The sequence below is a fragment of the Streptomyces sp. NBC_01428 genome (genome assembly GCF_036231965.1).
Taxonomy (GTDB): domain Bacteria; phylum Actinomycetota; class Actinomycetes; order Streptomycetales; family Streptomycetaceae; genus Streptomyces.
Genome location: NZ_CP109499.1, coordinates 78,003 through 98,661 on the forward strand (window position 1 = coordinate 78,003; position 20,659 = coordinate 98,661).

General features: G+C 72.5%; 12 protein-coding genes. 4 read left to right on the forward strand and 8 right to left on the reverse strand.

Translation table 11 applies throughout. The annotated features are described in order from the left end of the window. Positions 1–3: 3 nt before the first annotated feature. The 7 genes from OG406_RS00235 to OG406_RS00265 form a co-directional block, all read right to left on the reverse strand. The gene (locus tag OG406_RS00235) at positions 4–7,818 is read right to left on the reverse strand and encodes a non-ribosomal peptide synthetase (RefSeq protein WP_329183075.1); all 7,815 of its coding nucleotides are present in this window, start codon (positions 7,816–7,818) and stop codon (positions 4–6) included. A gap of 42 nt (positions 7,819–7,860) precedes the next feature. Further along, the gene (locus OG406_RS00240) at positions 7,861–9,048 is read right to left on the reverse strand and encodes an NAD(P)/FAD-dependent oxidoreductase (RefSeq protein ID WP_164370954.1); all 1,188 of its coding nucleotides are present in this window, start codon (positions 9,046–9,048) and stop codon (positions 7,861–7,863) included. A gap of 288 nt (positions 9,049–9,336) precedes the next feature. Further along, on the reverse strand, positions 9,337–9,591 hold the full coding sequence (locus tag OG406_RS00245) for an acyl carrier protein (RefSeq protein ID WP_267052119.1): 255 nt from the start codon (positions 9,589–9,591) through the stop codon (positions 9,337–9,339). A gap of 14 nt (positions 9,592–9,605) precedes the next feature. Continuing rightward, positions 9,606–11,192, reverse strand: a complete 1,587-nt coding sequence (locus OG406_RS00250) for an amino acid adenylation domain-containing protein (RefSeq protein ID WP_329183080.1) — start codon at positions 11,190–11,192, stop codon at positions 9,606–9,608. Positions 11,193–11,286: 94 nt separating this feature from the next. Then, a complete protein-coding gene (locus OG406_RS00255; RefSeq protein WP_329183082.1) occupies positions 11,287–11,898 on the reverse strand; it encodes an LmbU family transcriptional regulator in 612 nt (203 codons plus the stop codon). A 325-nt stretch (positions 11,899–12,223) separates the two neighbouring features. Further along, positions 12,224–12,439, reverse strand: a complete 216-nt coding sequence (locus tag OG406_RS00260; protein WP_081222070.1) for an MbtH family protein — start codon at positions 12,437–12,439, stop codon at positions 12,224–12,226. A 1,363-nt stretch (positions 12,440–13,802) separates the two neighbouring features. Next, a complete protein-coding gene (locus OG406_RS00265) occupies positions 13,803–13,964 on the reverse strand; it encodes a hypothetical protein (protein WP_164370950.1) in 162 nt (53 codons plus the stop codon). An 855-nt stretch (positions 13,965–14,819) separates the two neighbouring features. Between OG406_RS00265 and OG406_RS00270 the strand changes: the two genes are divergently transcribed. From OG406_RS00270 to OG406_RS00280, 3 genes are all read left to right on the forward strand, one after another. After that, positions 14,820–15,566, forward strand: a complete 747-nt coding sequence (locus OG406_RS00270) for a thioesterase II family protein (RefSeq protein WP_267052116.1) — start codon at positions 14,820–14,822, stop codon at positions 15,564–15,566. A 128-nt stretch (positions 15,567–15,694) separates the two neighbouring features. Beyond that, positions 15,695–16,876, forward strand: a complete 1,182-nt coding sequence (locus OG406_RS00275) for a serine hydrolase domain-containing protein (protein ID WP_329183086.1) — start codon at positions 15,695–15,697, stop codon at positions 16,874–16,876. A gap of 245 nt (positions 16,877–17,121) precedes the next feature. Further along, the gene (locus OG406_RS00280; RefSeq protein ID WP_329183088.1) at positions 17,122–18,069 is read left to right on the forward strand and encodes an LmbU family transcriptional regulator; all 948 of its coding nucleotides are present in this window, start codon (positions 17,122–17,124) and stop codon (positions 18,067–18,069) included. 39 nt (positions 18,070–18,108) lie between these two features. Here OG406_RS00280 and OG406_RS00285 read toward each other — a convergent pair whose 3' ends face one another. After that, positions 18,109–18,753: an FMN-binding negative transcriptional regulator gene (locus OG406_RS00285; RefSeq protein ID WP_081222077.1), complete on the reverse strand. Its 645-nt coding sequence runs from the start codon at positions 18,751–18,753 to the stop codon at positions 18,109–18,111. Between the two features lie 344 nt (positions 18,754–19,097). Here OG406_RS00285 and OG406_RS00290 point away from each other — a divergent pair, with 344 nt between their 5' ends. Further along, positions 19,098–20,450 carry a lysine N(6)-hydroxylase/L-ornithine N(5)-oxygenase family protein gene (locus OG406_RS00290; RefSeq protein ID WP_267052111.1) on the forward strand — a complete coding sequence of 451 codons (1,353 nt, stop codon included), beginning with the start codon at positions 19,098–19,100 and terminating at the stop codon, positions 20,448–20,450. Positions 20,451–20,659 lie beyond the last annotated feature (209 nt).

Sequence of the window (20,659 nt, forward strand, 5' to 3'; positions counted from 1 at the left end):
CGGCTACTCCTGCACAGTCATCTGGCGCAGCTGGGGGCGGTTCGCCCGGCGGGGGCGGTTCTGGTCGGGGGCGGTCAGCTCCGCGATGCGCAGGGCCAGTTGGGCGACGGTCGGGTTGCGGAAGACCATCGTGACCTTGGAGTCGATGCCGAATTCCTTGCGGATGCGGCCGCTGAGGCGGGTGGCGAGCAGGGAGTGTCCGCCGCTGGCGAAGAAGTCGTCGTCGACGCCGATCTGTTCACGGCCCAGCAGGTCGGCGAAGAGCCGGCACAGGGTTTCCTCGCGTTCGTTGGCGGGTGCCCGTCCGCTCGCCGCTTCGCCGTGGTCGGGGGCGGGCAGGGCGGCGCGGTCGAGTTTTCCGCTCGGTGAGGTGGGCAGGGCGGCGAGCGGCACGATCGCGGCGGGGACCATGTACTCGGGCAGGCGTTCGCGCAGCAGAGCCATCAGGGCCGGGACGTCCAGGGTGGTGGGGTCGCTCTTGCCGGCGGGCACCGCGTAGGCGACGAGGCGCTGGTCGCCTACGCGGTCCTCACGGACGATCGCGACGGCCTGGGCGACGGCGGGGTGTTCGGCCAGGACGTGCTCGATCTCGCCGAGTTCGATGCGGAAGCCGCGGATCTTGACCTGGAAGTCGGTGCGGCCGATGTACTGCAGGCGGCCGTCCTCGCCCCAGCGGACGAGGTCGCCGGTGCGGTACATGCGCTCGCCGGGCGCACCGAAGGGGCAGGCCACGAAGCGGGAGGCGGTCAGGTCGGGGCGGCCCTGGTAGCCGCGGGCCAGGCCGTCGCCGGCGATGTACAGCTCGCCCTGCACGCCGCGCGGGGCGGCCTCCAGGCGTGCGGTCAGGACGTAGAGGCGGGTGTTGCCGATGGGGGTTCCGATGGGCGGGACGCCGGTGTCGGGGCCGATGTGGGTGCTGGTCGACCAGATCGTGGTCTCGGTGGGGCCGTAGACGTTGGCGACGTCGGCGGCCTGGGCGGCCAGGGTGCGGGCGAGTTGGGGCGGCAGGGCTTCGCCGCCGACCAGGATGCGCAGGCCGCGGGCGGCGTCGGGTTCCTCCATGAGGAGGATCTGCCAGAAGGCGGGGGTGGCCTGGACGACGGTGACGTGGTGCTCGCGCATCGTCTTCAGGACGGCGGCGGGCTGGGCGATCGTGTCCTTGTCCGCGAGGACGATTCCCGCGCCGCACAGGAGCGGGAGGTACAGCTCGAGGCCGGCGATGTCGAAGGAGACGGTGGTCACGGCGAGGAGCCGGTCGGCGGGGGTGAGCGGGAAGCGGCGGGCCATGGTGGCCAGGAAGTTCGCGAGTCCGCGGTGGGTGACGGTGACGCCCTTGGGCTTTCCGGTCGAGCCGGAGGTGTAGATGACGTAGGCGGCCTGGTCGGGGTGGACGACGGTGGCGAGGGGCGTCGCCGGCTGGGCGGTGAGGTCGTCGGCGGCCGCGGTGAGGGTGTCGGCGTCCAGGACGAGGGCGGGGCGGGAGTCGTCGAGGATGTGGGCGATGCGTGAGGCCGGGTGGTCGGGGTCGACGGGCACGTAGGTGGCGCCGGTCTTCAGGACGGCCAGCAGGGCGATGACGAGGCCGGCGGTGCGGGGCAGGCGGACGGCGACGAGGGATTCGGGTCCCACCCCGCGGCCGGTGAGCCAGTGGGCGAGGCGGTTGGTGTCCTCGTCGAGTTCGCGGTAGGTCAGCGACCGGTCCTCGGCGGTGACGGCGAGCGCGTCGGGGGTGGCCTTCGCGTGCCGGGCCAGGGTGTCCACCAGGCCGGTTTCCAGGGTGGGTTCGGCGGTGTCGTTGACCGTCTCGAGCAGCCAGTCGCGTTCGGTCTCGGCCAGGACGTCGACGGCGCCGAGGCGGGTGTGCGGGTCGGCCAGGAGCTGGTCCAGGACGCGGACGAGGCGGGCGGCGATCTCCTCGGCCGCGGGCCGGTCGTAGAGGTTGTTCTGGTAGTCCAGGGAGAGCCGCAGGTAGGGGTCGGCGGAGTTGAGGGTGAGCGGGTAGTGGGAGCCGGCGAACGGGCGGATCCTGTCGATGGTGAAGCCCGCGGAGGTGTTCGCGTCGACGATGCCCTCACGGTCGATGGGGTAGTTCTCGAAGACGATGAGGGTGTCGAACAGGGCGGGCAGGGCGATGTCGCGCTGGATGTCGGCGAGCCCGTAGTGGTGGTGGTCCAGCAGGGCGGTCTGGCGGTCCTGGAGGTCGGTGATGGCCTCGCCCATGCTGCGCTCGGGCAGGCAGCGCACCCGGGTGGGCAGGGTGTTGATGAACAGGCCGACCATCTCGTCGGAGCCGGGCAGGTCGGCGGGGCGGCCGTTGACGGCGGCGCCGAACACCACGTCCTGCTGTCCGGTCAGCTGGGAGAGCAGGATCGCCCACGCGCCCTGCAGGAGGGTGTTGAGGGTGACGCCGAGCTGGGCGGCGCGGCGGGCCAGTTCGCGTCCCTTGTCGATCGACAGGGGTACCTCGACGCGGCCCAGGGCCGAGGACGTGCCCTTGAGGGCGGCGTTGGGGGCGACCAGGGTCGGCTGGTCGAAGCCCTCCAGTTCGCTCTTCCAGCGTGCGGCGGAGGCCTGCTGGTCCTGCGCGGACAGCCAGGCCAGGTAGTCGCCGTAGCTGCGGGCCGCGGGGAGGTCCTCGGTGCTGGAGTACAGGCGGACCAGGTCGGTGATCACCATCGGTGAGGACCAGCCGTCGAAGAGGGTGTGGTGTGCGGTGACGATGAGTTTCGCCTGCCGGCCTCCGCAGGTGAGCAGGGCGAGGCGGATCAGTGGGGGCCGGGTGGGGTCGAGCTGGTCGGCGCGGTCGGCGGCCAGTGCCTGGTCCAGAGCGGTGTCCTGTGCGGCGGGGTCCTGTCCGCTCAGGTCGTGGTGGTGCCAGGGCAGGGTGACGTGGTCGGCGACGACCTGGACGGGCTCGCCGTTGTCGGTGGCCAGGAACGCGGAGCGCAGGTTGGGGTGGCGGTCCAGGAGGGCCTGGCCGGCGGCCCGCATGCGGGCCGGGTCGACGTGTCCGCTCAGGTGCAGCACGAACTGCATGTGGTAGACGTCGAAGGAGCCGTCGGCGAGGGCCGCCTGGTACTGGATGCCGGACTGTCCCGGGGCCTGCGGCCATACCTCGCTGAGCGGTCCGTAGGTCTGCTCCCAGGCCTCGATCTCGTCCTGGCGGACCGTGACGAGGGGGGCGTCGGAGGGGGTCAGTCCGCCGGCGTCGGGGCGTTGTGCGTGTGCGGCCATGCCGTGCAGCACCTGTACCCACAGGTTCGCGAGGTCGGTGGTCCGCTCGCGGGTGAGGAGTCCGGTGGGGAACATGAACGCGGCCTGCAGCCGGGTCCCCTGGGGGGTGTCGGTGACCAGGGAGTTGACTTCCAGGGCGGACAGGGCGGGCAGGTCCGGGTCGGGCTGCGGGATCAGGTCGGCGGACCAGGAGGCGGGGCCCCATCCGTCGGCGCGCAGGTGTTCGGGCACGTCGGAGGCGGAGATCCGGCCGAGGTAGTTGAACCCGATCTGCGGGGCCCGGTGTTCGGCGAGCTGGCCGGCGGTCTCCGGGTTGAGGTGGCGCAGCAGGCCGTAGCCCAGGCCCTTGTCGGGGACGGTGCGCAGTTGTTCCTTGACCCGCTTGATCGCCTGTCCGGCGGCCGGTCCGCCGGTCAGGGCGTCGGTGACGTCGAGGCCGGACACGTCGACGCGGGCCGGGTACATGCTGGTGAACCAGCCGATGGTGCGGGACAGGTCGGCGCCGGGCACGACGTGGTCCTCGCGGCCGTGGCCCTCCATGCGGACCAGGGTGGGGTGGCCGGTGCCGTTCCAGTGGCCGACGGCCAGGGCGAGGGCGGCGAGCAGGACGTCGGTGCCGGTGGAGTTGAACGCGGCGGGCAGGGTCGTCAGGACGGCTTCGGTGACGTCGGCGGGCAGGTCGATGCGGACGGTGTCCAGGGTGGACATGACGTCGAGGGCCGGGTCGAAGGGGCGGCTGCCCAGCGGGGGGTTGGGTGCTTCGAGCAGGTCGCGCCAGTAGTCGAGTTCGGCTTCGCGCCGCGGTGAGAGGGCCTCGTCCTGGAGGGCGGCGGCCCAGCGGCGGGCGGAGGTGCCCACGGCGGGCAGGTCGGGGGTGCTGCCGGAGCGGACCTGCTGCCAGGCCTCGGCGAGGTCGGACATGAGGATGCGCCAGGAGACGCCGTCGACGACCAGGTGGTGCAGGACCACCAGGAGACGGCCGGTGGTGCCGGGGGTGGGGGCGAACCACACGAAGTCGGCCATGCGGCCGGCCCGCGGGTTCAGGCGGCCGACGGCGTCGTGCAGTTCCTGCTGGGCCGCCTCGAGGAGGGCGGGCTCCTCCCAGCGGCCGTCGCAGTCGACGCGGTGGATCAGGTCGTGGGCGTGGACGCTGCCGGGCGGCGGCACGAGCAGGACCGGTTCGCCGGCGCCGGTGTCGGGCACGAGGCGGGCGCGCAGCAGGTCGTGGCGGTCCAGGACGGCGTCCAGGGTGGCGGCCAGGGTGTCCGCGTCGATGGTGTCGGGCAGGTCCAGGGCCATCGCCATGGCGAAGCGGTCGGTGCCGCCGCCGTGTTCGAAGACGTGCCGGGCGACCGGGGGCAGTGGGAGCTCCCCGACGCCGCCGCCGTCGAGTTCGGCCAGGACGGGTGCCTGATCGCGGTGGGCGCCGGCCGCTTCGGCGAGGCGGGCCGCGGTGCGGCACTCGAAGATCTCGCGGGTGGTCAGGTTCAGGCCGCGGGCGCGGGCGCGGGCCACCACCTGGATGGAGCGCAGGCTGTCGCCGCCGATGGCGAAGAAGTCGTCGTCGATGCCGACGCGTTCGACGCCCAGGACGTCGGCGTAGGCGGCGGCGATGACGGTTTCGGCCTCGGTGCGCGGCCGACGGTAGGTCTCGCCCTGGAACTCGGGTTCGGGCAGCGCGGCGCGGTCGAGTTTGCCGGTCGGTCCCAGCGGCAGGCGGCCCAGCGCGACGAACGCGGAGGGCACCATGTAGTCGGGCAGGCGGGCGGCGACGAACTTGCGCAGTTCGGCGGCCGAGGCGCCGGACTGCACGTCGACGTCGCCGATGCCGCCGGCGCCGTCGTCGCCGACGGCGCCTTCGCCGGTGTGCACCACGTAGGCGACGAGCCGGCGGCCCCCGGAGGGCACGGTGCGGCTGATGACGACAGCCTCACTGATGCCGGGGTGCTGGGTGATGGCGGCTTCGACCTCGGCGGTCTCGATGCGGAAGCCGCGTACCTTGACCTGGCCGTCGCCGCGGCCCACGCACTCCAGGTGGCCGTCGGTGTTCCAGCGGGCCAGGTCGCCGGTGCGGTACATGCGTTCGCCGGCGGGCCCGTAGGGGTCGGCGACATAGCGGTCGGCGGTCAGTGCGGGCCGGCCGTGGTAGCCGCGGCCCAGGCAGCTCCCGGCGACGTACAGCTCGCCGACCACTCCGTGCGGTACGGGGGCGAGGCCGGGGCCCAGGACGTAGGCGCGCATGGCGGGCAGCGGGCTGCCGATGGGGGTGACGTCGCCGTCGGGGAGGTCCTCGGTGGCGGTGAGGGTGAACGTGGTGGCGTAGAAACTCTCGCTCTGCCCGTAGGAGTTGACGATGTTCACGCCGGGCAGTGCCTCGCGGACCTGGCGGACCAGGCGGGCGGGCAGGACGTCGCCGGCGAGGACGACGGTGTCCACGTCGGGGGCCTTGTCGAGGTGGCCGACGAGTTCGCCCAGGACGGAGGGGACGGCGCTGATGATGTGGCCGTCCCAGTGGTCGCGTTCGGCCAGCGCCAGCGCGTTGGGGACGAGTTCGGCGGTGCCGCCGGTGCTCAGGGCGCTGAGGAGTTCGAAGACGGACACGTCGAAGTTGACGGAGGTGCCGGCGAGGATGCGCCGGCCGGGTCCGGCGCCGACGGTGCGGGCCAGGGCGCGGATGCCGTCGACGACGCCCCGGTGGGTGATCGCGGCGCCCTTGGGCGTGCCGGTGGAGCCGGAGGTGTACATGACGTAGGCGAGGTTGCCGGGGGCGGGCGCCGTGCCGTGGGCGGCCCGTTCCTGCGCCGTGCCGGGGGCGCTCCACAGGGCCCGGTCGTCGAGGTGGAGGGCCTCGACGGTGTTGGGCGGCATGTCCTGCCAGGTGGCGGTGTCGGTGACGGCGAAGCGCGGGGCTGCTTCGTCGAGGATGGTGCGGGCGCGGGCGCTGAGGTACTGCGGGTCCATCGGTACGTAGCCGGCGCCGGACTTGAGGATGCCGAGGAGGCCGGCGACGAGGTCCTCGGTGCGGGGCAGGGCGAGCAGGACGAGGTCCTCGGGGCCGGCGCCGCGGCGGGTGAGCTCGCGGGCGATGCGGGTGGCGCGTTCGTCGAGCGCGCGGTAGGTCAGGGTGCGGCCCTGGCACACGAGCGCGGGGGCGTCGGGGGTGCGCCGTACCTGGGCCTCGAACAGGTCGGGGACCGTCTGTCCGCTGCCGTGCGGTGCGGCGGTGGGGGTGGTGAAGGTCAGGAGCTGGTCGCGTTCGCTGTCGTCGAGGACGTCGATGCTGCTGACGCCGCGTGCGGTGTCGGCGGTGAGCCGTGCCAGGACGCGTACGAAGCGGGCGGCGAGGGCGCGGACGGTGTCCTGGTCGAAGAGGTCGGTGGCGTACTCCAGGCGTACCCCGGCGCCGCCGGAGCTGTCCGGGATCATGTTGAAGAACAGGTCGAACTTGGCGGTGCCGGTCTCCAGGGTCTGCGAGGTGACGTCCAGGCCGGCGAAGTGGAGTTCGCCCAGCGGCTCCTGCCAGGCGAGCATCACCTGGAAGAAGGGGTGGTAGGCGGTGGAGCGGTCGGGGTTGAGGCGCTCCACGAGCCGTTCGAAGGGCATGTCCTGGTTGTCGTAGGCGGCCAGTGCCCGTTCGCGGACGCGGTGCAGCAGCTGGAGGAAGGTGGGGTTGCCGGAGAGGTCGACGCGCAGCACCCAGGTGTTGACGAAGAAGCCGACGAGGTCGCGCAGGTCCTCGTCGGTGCGGCCGGCGATCGGTGCGCCCAGGGGGATGTCGTCGCCGCAGCCGAGGTGGTGCAGGAGGACGGCGAGGGCGGACTGCATGACCATGGAGACGGTGGTGTCCTGCTCGGCGGCGAGTTTCTCCACGGCGCGCAGCAGGCCGGGTTCGAGGGGGAACTCGACGAGGTCGCCGCGTGAGCTGACCGTCCGGCGGCGGGGGTGGTCGGTGGGCAGGGCCAGCGGCTGTGCGAGGTCGGCCAGCGCCTGGCGCCAGTAGTCGAGTTGGCGGGCGGCGAGGCTGTCGGGGTCGGACTCCTGGCCCAGCACGTCCTGCTGCCACAGGGTGTAGTCGGCGTACTGCACCGGCAGTGGCTGCCAGCGCGGGGCGTGGTGGTCGCGGCGGGCGGTGTAGGCGGTGGTGAGGTCGCGCAGCAGGGGGCCCAGCGACTCGCCGTCCAGGGCGATGTGGTGGACGACCAGGACCAGGGTGTGGTCGCGGGGTGCGCAGCGCAGCAGGACGGCCCGGATGGGGACGTCGGTGGCCAGGTCGAAGGTCTGCTTGGCCGCCCGGTCGACGGCCGCGTCCCGTGTGCGGGGGGTGACCTCGCTCAGGGGCAGGGTGACCTGCTCGTGTCCGTGGGCCAGGACCTGCTGGTGGGGGACGCCGTCGTCGTCCTCGACGATGACCGTGCGCAGCACCTCGTGCCGGTCGACGACGTCGTGGAGCGCCGCCCGCAGTGCGTCGACGTCCAGTTCGCCGGTCAGCCGCAGGGCGAACGCGCCGTTGTAGGTCGGCGAGGGGCCTTCGAAGCGGTCCACGAACCACAGCCGGCGCTGCGCGAACGACAACGGGATCATCATGTCTCCAAATTCGGCGTTACCAGGGAGCGGGTCGGCAGGTCGTCAGCTCTGGTCGAGCAGGGTCAGCAGTTCGTCGTTGTAGAAGTCGTCGATGGAGCACGCGCCCGACAGGGTGGAGAAGTAGCGGTCGATGTGCTGCTGGTGGCCGACCAGTTTGCGCAGCATGTCGGTGCGGCCCTCGGGCTTGAGTTCGGCGACGTTCAGGGCGCCCTGGTAGTGGTTGAGGGCCTCGTCGCCCAGGCTGTTCTCGTAGCGGCGCAGGGCCGGTTTGAGGGCGGTGTCCTCGTGGAGGTTCTGGCCGATGGCGTCGGTGAGGGTCTGGGCCTGGACGAAGGCTTCGGTGATGCCGCGGGCGGTGATGGAGTCCTTGTGGTTGACGGCGTCGCCGACCAGGACCCAGCCGGGGCCGTAGGCCTTGCGGAAGTAGTTGTCCTGGTGGCCGGTTCCGTAGAGCTGCTCGACGCGCTCGCCGGCCTGCATGCGTTCGTACAGTTCGGGGGCGGTGGTGCGGAAGGCGTCGAGGTAGGCGGGTTCGACGGCTTTGCGGACCTGGCCGAAGTCCTCCTGCGGGAAGTACGCCATGAGCAGGGTGAGGTCGTCGTTGGTGGGCAGGACGCCGATCCAGCGGCCGGTGCGCTCGTAGAGTTCGAAGTCGGAGGGGACGCCTGACCAGTAGCTGTAGTAGGTGCAGGTCATCCGCGGGTGTTCGATGACGTTGGGGGCGCCGGTCTTGCGGGCGACCAGGGAGCGCATGCCGTCCGCGCCGACGACCAGGCGGGCCTGTTCGGTGGTGACGGTGCCGGCGGGGGTGGTGTAGCGCACGCCGGTGACGCGGTCGCCGTCGAAGAGCAGGTCGTTGACCGCGCAGCCCTGCTGGAAGTCCACGCCGGCCGCGACGGCGCCGTCGGCGAGGATCGGGTCGAGGACGTAGCGGCGGGGCGCGTAGGTGGTGCGCAGGCCGTCGATGGGCAGGGAGAAGCCCTCGATGCGTACGCCGGGGCCTTCGTAGCGCTGGTGGGTGATCGGCTGGGCGCCCGAGTCGCGGATCCTGTCCAGCAGGCCCCACCGGTTGAGCAGGGCGATGCCCTGCTGGTGGATGTAGTGCGAGGAGAGGGTGTCCTGGGGGAAGCGCGCTTTCTCCAGGAGCAGGACGCGATAGCCCTGCTGTGCGAAAAGCATGGCCGTCGGCGAACCCGCACAACGGGCACCTATGACTATCACGTCGTACATGGCGCCTCTCTTACCGGATTGTTTTTGGGCACGGTTCGGCCGCGGCCGAACCGTGCCGGGGTGAAAGGGGTGCGCTGTTCGCTGCGGCCGGCCGCAAAAAGAAAAAGAAGGGGGCGGTGGCCGTGGACGCATTCGAGGCTATCCGGCCCGGGCGGGCGGGATGAAGAGATCCTGCGGGCCGTGAAAGGGCTTGGGCGGAGGGAGTTGAAAAGGGTGCGGGCATGCCGCGGGTGTCCCGCCGGCGGGACGGCCCCCCGTGTCTGCCCGGGGCGGGCGAGGGGGTGGTGGTTACGGGGCGAGGGCGGCCTGGGAGTCGATGTAGGCGGCGATCGACGCCACGGTCGGGTTGAGGAACATCTGGTCCATGGGGACCTCGGCGCCCAGTTCCTCGATGAATGCGCCCTGAATGCTGACCATGATCAGGGACTGGCCGCCCAGGGCGAAGAAGTCGTCGTCCGGCGTGATGTCGTCGCGCTGGAGTTCCCGGCACCAGATGGCGCGGACGCGGTCGGCGGTCATCGCGTTCCTCTCGGTTGTCGTCACGGCCAAGGGCCCTTTCATGCAATGGAGTTGCTGCCGGCGTACGGGGTGCGGCAGACGTCCGCCAGGGCGGCGCGGTCCACTTTTCCGTGCGGGCTCAGCGGAAGGCGCAGGATGTTCGTGAACCGGGACGGCACCATGTTCCGCGGCAGGGTCCACAGCAGGCGGGTGCGCAGATCGTCCTCGGCGAGGTCGTTGCCCAAGGGGACGACGAACGCGTTCAGTTCGGCTTCGCCGCCGTCGTTGTAGGTGACCACCACGGCCGCCTCGCGGACGCCGGTCAGCCGGCCCAGGGCGCGTTCGACGTCGGTGGGGTCGATGCGCATGCCCCGTACCTTGACCTGGGCGTCCATCCGTCCGGCGACGACGAGTTGGCCGCGGTCGTCGATGAGGCCACGGTCCCCCGTGCGGTACAGGCGCAGCGGTGTCCCCTCGACGTCGACGGTCGTGAACTTGGCGTTCTCGGGGCCGCTGCCGCCCAGGTAGCCCGCGCCGACGCCGGCTCCGGAGATGCAGATCTCGCCGTACTGGCCTGCCTGGACCTCGCGCAGGTCGGCGTCCAGGAGGTGGATGACGGTGTTGTGGGCGGGCCGGCCGACCGGGGCGATGTCGTGCTCGCCGGGCCGGTAGTGGGCCAGGTCGTAGGAGGTGGCGACATCGGTGCACTCGGCGACGCCGTACTGGTGCAGCAGGGTGACGGTGGTGCCGGGGCGGCGCGCGAAGCGGGTGAGGCGTTCGCTCTTGAGGGGTTCCCCGCCGAACAGGACGTAGTCGAGGCGGGCGAGTGCGTCGCCGCCACGCGCGTTCTCCCAGTCGACCAGCAGGTACAGGGTGCTGGAGGCGCAGTGCACGACGCGGATGTCGTACTGGGTGAGCATGCGGTGGGCGAGCATGGCGTCGAAGTTGCGGCTGGCCATCAGGTGCTGGGTGGCGCCGCAGAACAGGGGGGTCATCAGGGCGCGCTGGGAGAGATCGAAGCCGAAGGCGGAGACGACCAGGTTGTGGGAGCCGCGGTGCAGGCCGTATTCGAGCTGGAGCCAGTTCATCAGGTTGAACCAGCCCTCGTGGCGGACCGCGGCCAGCTTGGGGGTGCCGGTCGAGCCGGAGGTGAACACCGCGTAGCAGAGGTCGTCGCCGGTGACGTGGACGTCGGGGCCGGTCGCCGGGAGGGTCGCGAGGTGGCCGGCGAGCTGTTCGAGGTCGATGACCTCGGCGCCCGCGGACTCGACCATGGCGGCCGTGGCCGGGGAGGCCACGATCAGGGCGAGGTCGGGTACCTGGCCGAGCAGCAGGTGCAGGCGGGCCGCGGGGTAGGCGGGGTCGAAGGGCACGTAGGCCGCGCCGGCCTTCAGGGTGCCGAGGATGGCGACGATCATGTCGATCGAGTAGTCGAGGCAGATGCCGACCTTCGCGCCGCGGCCGTGGCCGTGTGCGGTGAGAAAGTGCGCGAACCGGTTGGCCCGGGCGTCGAGTTCCGCGTACGTCACCTGCCGGCCGGACCACACGACGGCGAGGGCGTCGGGGGTGGCCCTGGCGTGCTCCTCGAACCGCCGGTGGACGACGGGCGAGGGCGGCAGGGCCACCCGCTTTCCCTGAAGGATCATCAACTGACTCCGATGTGTGCGGTGTCCGGTCGGGCGGTGCGCCCGCGGCACCTGGGCAGGGGGTTCGCCCCGGGCACGCCGGGGCGGTGCGCTCTCAGGCGCTCTGGCGTTCGGCGCTCGCCAGCATCCGGGCCACCCACTTGTCGACGGGCAGTCCGTGGGCGGCGGCGGCCTTGGAGCAGTACTCCAGCTGGCCGACGGACAGCTCGATGGTCAGCGTGGTGACCTTGCTCCCGCCCTGCCCGGCCGTCCGCGGCGACCCGGTGGTGGCGTCCTGCCCGCCGTCGCCGGCGGACTCGGGGAGCTCGGCGTGCTCTCCGCTCTGCACGGCGAGGCTGGCGCGCACCGCGCGGCGCAGTTCGTTGCGCGACCACTTCTGCTGTTCCGCCTTGCGCAGCCAGTAGTCCTGCTCGGGCGGGGAGAGCCGGGTCACCTCGGCGTGGTGGGCGAAGCTGAGGCTGTCGCGCCGCCGGTCGTGCTCGAAACGGCGGGCCACCCAGGCGTAGTTGCGCAGGGTCTGGTAGTCGAGCCCGGTCCGCTCCACGGCCTCCTTGTAGCGCCGCCACCCGTAGGTGGCCTCTCCGTAGATCAGCCAGTCGGCGAGCCACCAGGCCGAGGAGTTCACCAGTTCCCGCAGGTTGGCCCCGATCTGTTCCCAGGACCGTTCGGAGAGATTCTGCGGGAAGACCATTCCCGACTTCTGCACCGTGGCGTGCGTCCCCACGAAGGACAGGACCACATCGCGCTGGGCCGGCTCTCCCGTGGTGTGCGGCCTCGGCTTGTACCTGCTCGCAGTTCTCGCAGCGCCCGTCACAACTTCATCTCCCAACTCGCAGTGTTCGCGCGGTCGTTGACCGCTCCCCCGGCCGTGCCGGGTGCCGGTCGCCGCCGTCGGTCCGGGTCGGCTCGCTCGGTTGCTCGCGTGGGCCGGGACGCGGCAGGCGCGCACCGGCGCCCCCGGGCACCGCGGGGCCCGTCGGCCGGGCCCCGCAATCTGACGCAGTGTCAGCCCAGTTCGGTGGGTGCGGTGTTCAGTCCGCGGCCATGGCTTCGCGCAGGCTCCGCGGGCGCAGGTCGGTCCAGTTCGACTCGACGTACTCCAGGCACTCGGCGCGGGCCGCCTCGCCGAAGACCACACGCCAGCCGGCGGGCACCTCGGCGAACGCCGGCCACAGGGAGTGCTGCTCCTCGTCGTTGACCACAACGTGGAAGCGGCCGTCCTCGTCATCGAAGGGGTTCGTGCTCAACTGGCACCGTCCTTAACCGTCATGAAGGTGACTCGGGATGGGCTGTCGCCGGGCCGGGTGCGAGAGCGCACCGGGCGGCTTCACCGGCCGGTGTTGTCCGGTCGACGGGACACCCGGGCGTCCGGTCGACAGGACACCCGGCGTCGGTGCGACCCCGGCGTTGCCACGACCGTAAGGAGCGGGCCGCCGGCACGACAAGGGCCGCCGCCACGCCGCCCGCCCCGCCCGGGAAAGGGCCCGCACCCGGCCGGGATCCTCTGTACCGGGCCGGGTTCCTGTGCCACGATGCGCGGCCGCCCGCACCCGGGGACGGGTGACCGGAGCGCGGCTGGAGGCCGGGTTCAGAGCGGCTTGACGCCGGGACCGGCATGACGTGGGCCGCGGGGAGTTCGGCAGCGCCGGCCATGGGTGTCCCAGGGGTTCCGGGGCCGCTGTCCCGGGTGTGTTCCATACGGGGGCCGAGGCGCGCGCGGGCGGGGTGCCGGAGGCCGGGAGGGTGCTGCGCGCCAGACGCGGGGCCGGGCGCGGGGCGGGACGCGCGGGAGCGCCGCGTCGCGCGGGAGCGCCGGGCCGGGCAGCGGTGTGGGACCACGGGGCGGGCTCCGGCTCCAGCTCCGGCTCTGGCTCCGGCTCCGGCTCTGGCTCTGGCTCCCGAGCCGGTTCGTCCGCGGGGAAGGTGACGTGCGCGGACGCAGCTGGGCTGAGCCCCTCCCCTGCCGGTGTGGCGCCGGTGCGCTCGGGCCGTGGGCGTCCCACAGGCACGCGGTGCGCCGGCTCGGGCGTGCCGTAAAAGGGTCTCGGCGCAGGGGAGTTCGGCGGGCCTGAGCCGCTCGCGGCCGACCGGGGGCGCGCCGTGCCCGCGCGTCTGCGGGGTGTCTGCCCACGCCGATCCGGGGGGTGTCGCGCCGGGCGGAGCCACGTCGTGGCCGCGGGCCCGGGCGGGGGGGTGCTCGGGGCGGCCGACGCATGTGCCACTGCGGGCCAGGCGGGGGGTTCTGGGGTGCGGCCGGCGCGTGTGCCGCTGCGGGCCGGGCGCGCTCGGGGTCCGCGCTGCGGGGGCCCGTCACGTCGTGTCGGCGGGGTGTCCCCCCACCGTGCGGGTGCTCCCCGCGCCGTGCGGGCGCTGCCCGGAGCACCGGCCCCGGCGGCAGGGACGTACGGCTCCCGACCGTACGAGGGGGTGCGGGGCGCGTTCGGCGCACGGCACCGCGGGCCGGGTGGCGGGCGGGGCCGTGACGCGGAGACCACCGGTGACGGCGCTCGCGGTGCCGCTCCGGGCAAGGACCTCGCACACCGCGCCACGAGAAGGAGGGGCGCAGGGAGGCAGGGGGGCAGGCCCGGTGGACGGGGAGCCCGGGCAGGGTCAGTCGATGCCGCGGACTATGTGCGGTTCGGCGGAGACCGCCGCCTCGTCGTCCGCGCCGGCGAGCCGCAGCGGCGGGGCACCGGCCTGTGCCGTGCCGACGTAGCTGTGGGTGTGGGCGTGGCGCAGTGGCTGGTCGAGTTCTTGCCAGTCGTCGTTCACCGGTTCGTCCCTTCGCCGGACTTCGCTGTCCTGGGCGCAGATTGGCCGATCGGACACCACGGCGTCGAAGGGCGCTCGCGTTCCCTCGGGAGCTGCCCGGGACCGGGACGGTGCAGCCGGTCCATGACGTACGGATGCGAGATCGTCTGCCTCGCGGTACTGGAGCTGGGCGGGAGCGTACGGCAGCCAGGCCCGTGTGGCGTCCGCTCCGGTTCGAGCGGTGGTGGGGACCCCTGGCCTTGTGGGCGGATCCGCAGGTGTCGTACGGGCCTGGCCGGCCGCGTCGCTGGTGCCAACGTCCATCAACCTAGCGATGGTTCGCGCGGCGCCGGTCGAGTCCTGGTCGAGACCCGGGGCGGGTCCTGCCCGGTCTGCGACGCCGGCGGCAGGCGGGCGCGGTGTGCCGGAGCCGGTCGGCTGCGGGGTGGGCGCGGTGTGCCGGAGCCGGTCGGCTGCGGACGCGGCTGCGGGGTGGGTGGGCGCGGTGTGGGTGTGGGTGGCGGAAAGAGGGGCGGGCGCACGGTTCGCGGGGACGGCGAGGCCGGCCGGAGTGCGGGGCCGGTGGCGGGGCGGCCGGGTTGCGGCGCGCCGGGGGCGGGGCGGCCGGTTCGGGGATGCCGGGGTGTCGGTCCGGAGTGGGGGCTGCCCGTCGGCGCCGGTGGCGGCCGAGGGCCAAGGGGGCGAGGGGCTGGTGTGCGGTGGAGGCGGGCGGTCCGGGGGCGGGGGGCGCGGTGTTGTGCCTGAGGCCCGCTCGAGAGCCGCCACAGCCGCGGCACAGGGCGCGCGGTGGCCGGAACACGACGGGCGGGCGCCGTTCTATGGTCCCCGGAACGCGGCCCGATCCGAGGGAGAGCGATGAACAGCACACGACCTGCCCTGCGCCTGTTCGTCCTGCACCATGCGGGCGGCTCGCACCTGCTCTACCGCACCTGGCCCGCCGCTCTGCCCCCGTCGTGGGATGTGCGGCTGCTCGACGCCCCGGGCCACGGGCTGCTCCTGGACAGGGCGCAGATCACCGACGCCGGCCGGCTCGCGGACCATCTGCTGGACGGTATCGAGGCGGAACTGGACGGCCCCTACGCCCTGTTCGGGCACAGCATGGGCGCCCTGCTGACGTACGAGATCACCCGGCGGGCTCTCGCGCGGGGCCTGCCGCTGCCGGTGTGGGCGGGGCTCTCGGCACGGACGGCACCGCAGCCGGGCGGACAGGGTCAGCGCTACCACCAGTTGTCCGACGCCGACCTGCGGGAGCGTCTGAAGCTGCTCGGCGGCACACCCGGTGACGTCTTCGAGGACCCTGATCTGTGGGCCCTGTTCGAGCCGGTCATCCGCGCAGACCTGCGGCTGGTGGAGACCTGGCGGCCCGATCCGGACGCCGTCGTACTGCCGGTGGCGCTGTCCGCGTACGCGGGGGGCGCGGACCGCTCCGCCCCGCCCGCCTCGATGACCGGCTGGGCCCGCCACTTCGAGCGCTTCCTGGGCCTGCGGGTCTTCGACGGCGGCCACTTCTACTTCGCCGGCGATCCCTCGCCGCTGCTGCGCCAGATCCGGCGGGACGCGACCGCCGCGCTCGACGCCGCGACCACGGCCCGCCCCCGCTGACCCCACCCCCCCCCGGCGGGCACAGCACGTGCCCCCGCACTGCGCAGGAACACGTACCCGCACGTCGTACGTCGCACGGACCCCCTGCGCCAGACACGTACCGACAGATGAATGTCAGGAGCCAGAACATGAGGACAGGCAAGAGATCCCGGGCCGGTGCGGTCGGTGTGGCGGCGCTCGCGCTGACGGCGGGTGTGTTCACCGCCCCGGCCCAGGCGGCGCACGACACCGCCCCCGCCCCGGCCGCCCACCAGGCGACCCGGCGGGCACTCGAGGCGGCCGTCGCGGCCGGTGTCCCCGGTGTCACCGCCGCGGCGCGCGACGCCGGCGGGGTGTGGAAGACCGCCGCGGGCGTGGGCAACCTGGCCACGGGTGCCGCGCGCGGCACCGACGACCGGTTCCGCACCGGGAACATCACCGACACCTTCGTCGCGACGGTCCTGCTCCAGATGGAGGCGGAGAAGAAGCTGCGCCTGGACGACAGCGTGGACCGCTACCTGCCGGGCCTGGTCAGCGGCAACGGCAACGACGGCCGTGCGATCACCGTGCGTCAGCTCCTCAACCACACCAGCGGCCTGTTCGACTACGTCTCGGACCCGGCGTACGGGCAGACGTATCTGGCGGGCGAGGGGTACCTGCGCCACCGCTACGACACGCTGACGCCCCTGCTGCGGGTGAAGGTGGCCCTCGCGCACCCGCCGGCGTTCGGACCGGGTGTGCGGCACTGGTTCTCCAACACCAACGATGTCCTGGCCGCCCTCGTGGTGGAGAAGGTCGCCGGCCGCTCCTACGAGGACGAGGTGCGCCGGCGGATCATCGAGCCGCTCCGGCTCACGGCGACGTCGAATCCCGGCGAGCGCACCGGCCTGCCCCGGCCCAGCAGCCGCGGCTACTCCCGGCTGTTCGCCGCGCAGCCGGACCGGGTCGACGACGTGACCGCGGTCAACGGCTCGCAGAACTGGGGCAACGGCGACATCATCTCCAGCGCCGCGGACCTGAACCGCTTCTTCGGGGCGCTGCTGGGCGGAAAGCTGCTGCCGGCGCAGCAGCTGAAGGAACTCAAGACGACCGTCGACAACCCCGACTTCCCCATCTCGTCCTACGGGCTGGGCATCGAGCGGCTCACGCTGGGCTGCGGCATCACCCTCTGGTATCACGACGGCGGCGCAGTGGGGTGGCTGTCGCTGTCCGCCCTGACCGAGGACGGCAGCCACCAGCTGACGTTCAACTACAACAGCAACTGGGGTGCGGAAACGGTCCTGCCCGTCCTGGACGCCGAGTTCTGCCCGGCGCCGTCCGCCGCGCACTGACCCGCCCGGCCGGCCGTGGGTGACGCCATGTCGTCCGGCGGCGGTGCATCGCCCCGCCGGCCGGTCCCGTCGGCGGGGCGATGCACCTCTCCCCCACTTCCCTGGAAGGGCGGGGCAGGGCCGGGGCGACGTCGTAGAGGTGTTCGCCGTGCGGTAGTTCGAGTTCGGCTCCGGTTCCGCTCCAGCCCGCGCTGGAAGAGTCCTCGCCGGTCGTGTGCCACAACCCCCGTTCTCTCACTGGAGGCATGATGGAGCATCAGGCCGGTCGGACCGCGGGGTCGCACGGCGGCCCGGCCACCGCTCTCGCACAGGGCGCGCCGCAGCAGCCGCGCACGGTGGCGACCGGGGCGCGCCGGGGTCAGGTGCTGACGACCCGGGTGGGTCTGCAGATGCCGGAGCTGATGGCGTACGACGAGTGGGAGCGGGCCGGGCGTCAGCTCGCCGATGTCCTCGACTCCTCGTCGTGGTGGCTGGGCGACTGGCTGGTCTACGGCAAGGACCACTACACCGACCGCTACCAGCGCGGGATACGCGCGGTGGGGCTCTCCTACCAGACGCTGCGCAACTACGCCTGGGTGTCGCGGCGTTTTCCGCTCGCGCGGCGCCGGGCCGGCCTGAGTTTCCAGCACCATGCCGAGCTGGCGTCGATGCCGGCCGAGGAGCAGGACCGGTGGCTGGAGCGGGCCGAGCGGCAGCGGTGGACGACCAAGCAGCTGCGCAGTGCGCTGCGTGCCGCGCGCCGCAGCGAGCAGCAGCAGCCGCCGGCCGCGGCGGCGGAGGAGGAGGAGGCCGCTCAGCGTCTGGATCTGCCCGGCAGCCGTCTGCAGTGGTGGCACCGGGCGGCGGAGCAGCTGGGTGTCGATTTCGAGCAGTGGGTGACGGCGACGCTGGACAGCGCGGCCGCGACCGCGCTGCGGGACCCGGACGCACCCGGCGACCACGCAGAGCACCCGCAGCACGGCCAGGACGCCCAGGACGCGCAGCACGCGCAGGACCCGCAGGACGCGTCGGAAGGACAGGACGGGCTTGTGGGGGGCCGGGAGGCGGTGGCCGGGGTCCGGGGTGTCGCGGCACGCGGCCCGGCGGCCGTCTCACCGGCTGTGGCGCCGGGTGGGGGCAGGGGTGAGGGCCGGGAGGGTGCGGCCGGTGGCGGCAGGGCGGTGCGGGTGCGGGCGGTGGCCGTCAGCGCCTGACATCCGGCGCCGCGGCCCCCGGCCGCCTCCTGGTGTTGTTCAGGGAAGCCTGCTCATCAGGCCGGCCGTCTCGCGCTTGTAGGTGCAGGCGCTCTGCCCGAACGACTCCCGGACCCGCTCGCGGACTTCGCCGGGCTGCTCCTGGCTGAGTTTGAACATGCCCTCGGCGCCGGTCACGGTGAAGCGGAACGCTCCCACGGCAGGCGCGATCTTGCGGAAGTAGCCGAGGGAGGCGGTCATGTCCCAGCCGTCGCCGAACCGTCCCTCGAAGGCGCGGACGGTGGACTCCACGACGCCCAGGGTCTCCTGCACCGAGTCGATCTTCTCCACCACGCCCCGCACGTGGACGGCGGTGAAGTTCCACGTCGGGGCGGCCGGGGTCACCTCGTAGACGGTGGGTGAGACGTAGGAGTGCGGGCCGGTGAACGTCAGCAGCAGGACGCTGCCCGACTCCAGTGCCGCCCAGTGCGGGTTCGCCCGGTTCATGTGTCCCAGGAGGGTGGCGCCGGGCAGTTCGCCCGTCCACTCCCCCGAGGTGTCGGGGTCGAAGATGACCGGCAGGTGGGTGGCGAACGGGCCGTCCTCGGGGCGGCCGTTGGCGGCCGCGAGGGCCAGGGGATTGGCGCGGATCAGGTCCACCATCCACGAACTGTCCGGTTCACGGTAGGAGCTGGGCACGAACATGCGGATTCACCCTTTCGGAAAATGGCTCGGAGCATGACGGTGGATCGAAGAGCGGTTTCGGTTCGGGGCGTGGCCGATCGGCGGATCGGATCGCACGCGGGTCCGGTATTGCTCCGGGCATCTCGCCGTCGGCGGTGCCGCGCGGAGTTCTGGAAATGTGCGCCGACCATATCGCCGTCCCGCCGGCAGGACAACGCTTTCCGGATGCCGGGCACTTCGAGAACTTCTCGAACGGTCTTCATGCCATCTTCAAGTTGCCTTTGAGAGGCTCTCCACAGCAACACTGCAGAACGGTCTCTCGGGCCACCGGCCGAGTTTTCCAGACGCAAGCGGGAGAGTTTTCTATGGGCATAACGGGCAGGCGCAGCCAGGAGATCTACGACGTGGTCGGTATCGGGTTCGGCCCGTCCAACCTGTCGCTCGCGATCGCCTTGGAGGAGCACGGGGCGAGCGCTCCGGAGCATCCGGTCACGTCCCATTTCTTCGAGCGGCAGCCTTCGTTCGGCTGGCACCGGAACATGCTGCTGCCGTCGACGACCATGCAGATCTCCTTCCTCAAGGACCTGGCGACCTTCAGGAATCCGATGTCCCGGTTCAGTTTCGTCTCGTATCTGCACGCGGCGAACCGGCTGGTGCAGTTCGTGAACAACCAGGACTTCTTCCCGACCCGCCAGGAGTTCCACCAGTACCTGGAGTGGGCGGCCGCGAGCCTGGGCGACCGGGTCACCTACGGTGCCGAGGTCACCGCGATCCGGCCCGGCACCGAGGGCGGGGTGGCCCGTCCCGACCTCGTCGAGGTCGAGGTCCGCGCGGGTGACGGCACCCTCAGCCGGGTGACCGCCCGCAACGTGGCCATCTCCACGGGCCTGGTGCCGCGGCTGCCGGAGGGGGTGAACGCGGACGAACGGGTGTGGCACAGCTCGCAGTTCCTGGGCCGCTTCCACGAACAGGACCCGGCCGGCCTGAAGAGCGTGGCGGTGGTCGGCGCCGGGCAGAGCGCGGCGGAGATCACCCGGTTCCTCCACGACACGCTGCCGGACGCCCAGGTCAGCGCGGTCATCCCCTCCTACGGCTACTCCGTCGCCGACGACACCCCCTTCGCCAACCAGGTCTTCGACCCCGGCGCGGTCGACGAGTACTACTTCGGCAACGAACAGGCCCAGGACGCGTTCTGGCGCTACCACCGCAACACCAACTACTCGGTGGTCGACGCCGACGTCATCCAGTCCCTCTTCCAGCGGCTGTACGACGAGCAGGTGCGCGGCAGCCGGCGGCTGCATTTCCGCAACCTGACCCGGGTCGCGGAGGTCAAGCGGGCCGGGAACGAGACGCGGGTGCTGTTGCGGTCGCTGCTGGACGACTCGACGGAGGAACTGGCCGTCGACGCCCTGGTGTTCGCCACCGGCTACGACGGCCTGGACCCGGCCCGGCTGCTCGGCGACTTCGACCGGCACTTCCAGCGGGACGCGGCGGGCCGCCACCGGGTGGAGCGCGACTACCGCCTGGTGCCCGCGTCGGATCTGACCTGCGGTGTCTATCTGCAGGGCGGCACCGAGCACAGTCACGGCCTGTCGTCGGCGCTGCTGTCGAACATCGCCGTGCGCAGCGGTGAGATCGCCGACTCGATCGTGCTGGGGCGCACCGAGCGGGAGTTGGAGCACGGCTGCCCGGTGCAGGCCGAACCCTCCACCGTCTGATCCGCGCCCTCCCCCGGGCGGGTGACGCCCGGTCCCCCGGTGCCGCATGCCCGGCACCGGGGACCACGAGCGGAACGCGAGCGGGCCACGAGCGGGCCGCTCGCGGTGTTCGGCTTGTGGTGTTCGGGCACGCCGGTTCGCCGTGCACGGCATCCGCGACCTCGCCGGAACGCCCGCGCGCTCGAACCGTTTCCCGAGCGAAAAAGCGA

Bases quoted from the DNA above. Each gene is read 5' to 3' on its own strand.
- OG406_RS00235 (WP_329183075.1), bottom strand. From the start codon at position 7,818: ATGATGATCCCGTTGTCGTTCGCGCAGCGCCGGCTGTGGTTCGTGGAC.
- OG406_RS00270 (WP_267052116.1), top strand. From the start codon at position 14,820: ATGAACAGCACACGACCTGCCCTGCGCCTGTTCGTCCTGCACCATGCG.
- OG406_RS00280 (WP_329183088.1), top strand. From the start codon at position 17,122: ATGATGGAGCATCAGGCCGGTCGGACCGCGGGGTCGCACGGCGGCCCG.
- OG406_RS00275 (WP_329183086.1), top strand. From the start codon at position 15,695: ATGAGGACAGGCAAGAGATCCCGGGCCGGTGCGGTCGGTGTGGCGGCG.
- OG406_RS00290 (WP_267052111.1), top strand. From the start codon at position 19,098: ATGGGCATAACGGGCAGGCGCAGCCAGGAGATCTACGACGTGGTCGGT.
- OG406_RS00250 (WP_329183080.1), bottom strand. From the start codon at position 11,192: ATGATCCTTCAGGGAAAGCGGGTGGCCCTGCCGCCCTCGCCCGTCGTC.
- OG406_RS00285 (WP_081222077.1), bottom strand. From the start codon at position 18,753: ATGTTCGTGCCCAGCTCCTACCGTGAACCGGACAGTTCGTGGATGGTG.
- OG406_RS00240 (WP_164370954.1), bottom strand. From the start codon at position 9,048: ATGTACGACGTGATAGTCATAGGTGCCCGTTGTGCGGGTTCGCCGACG.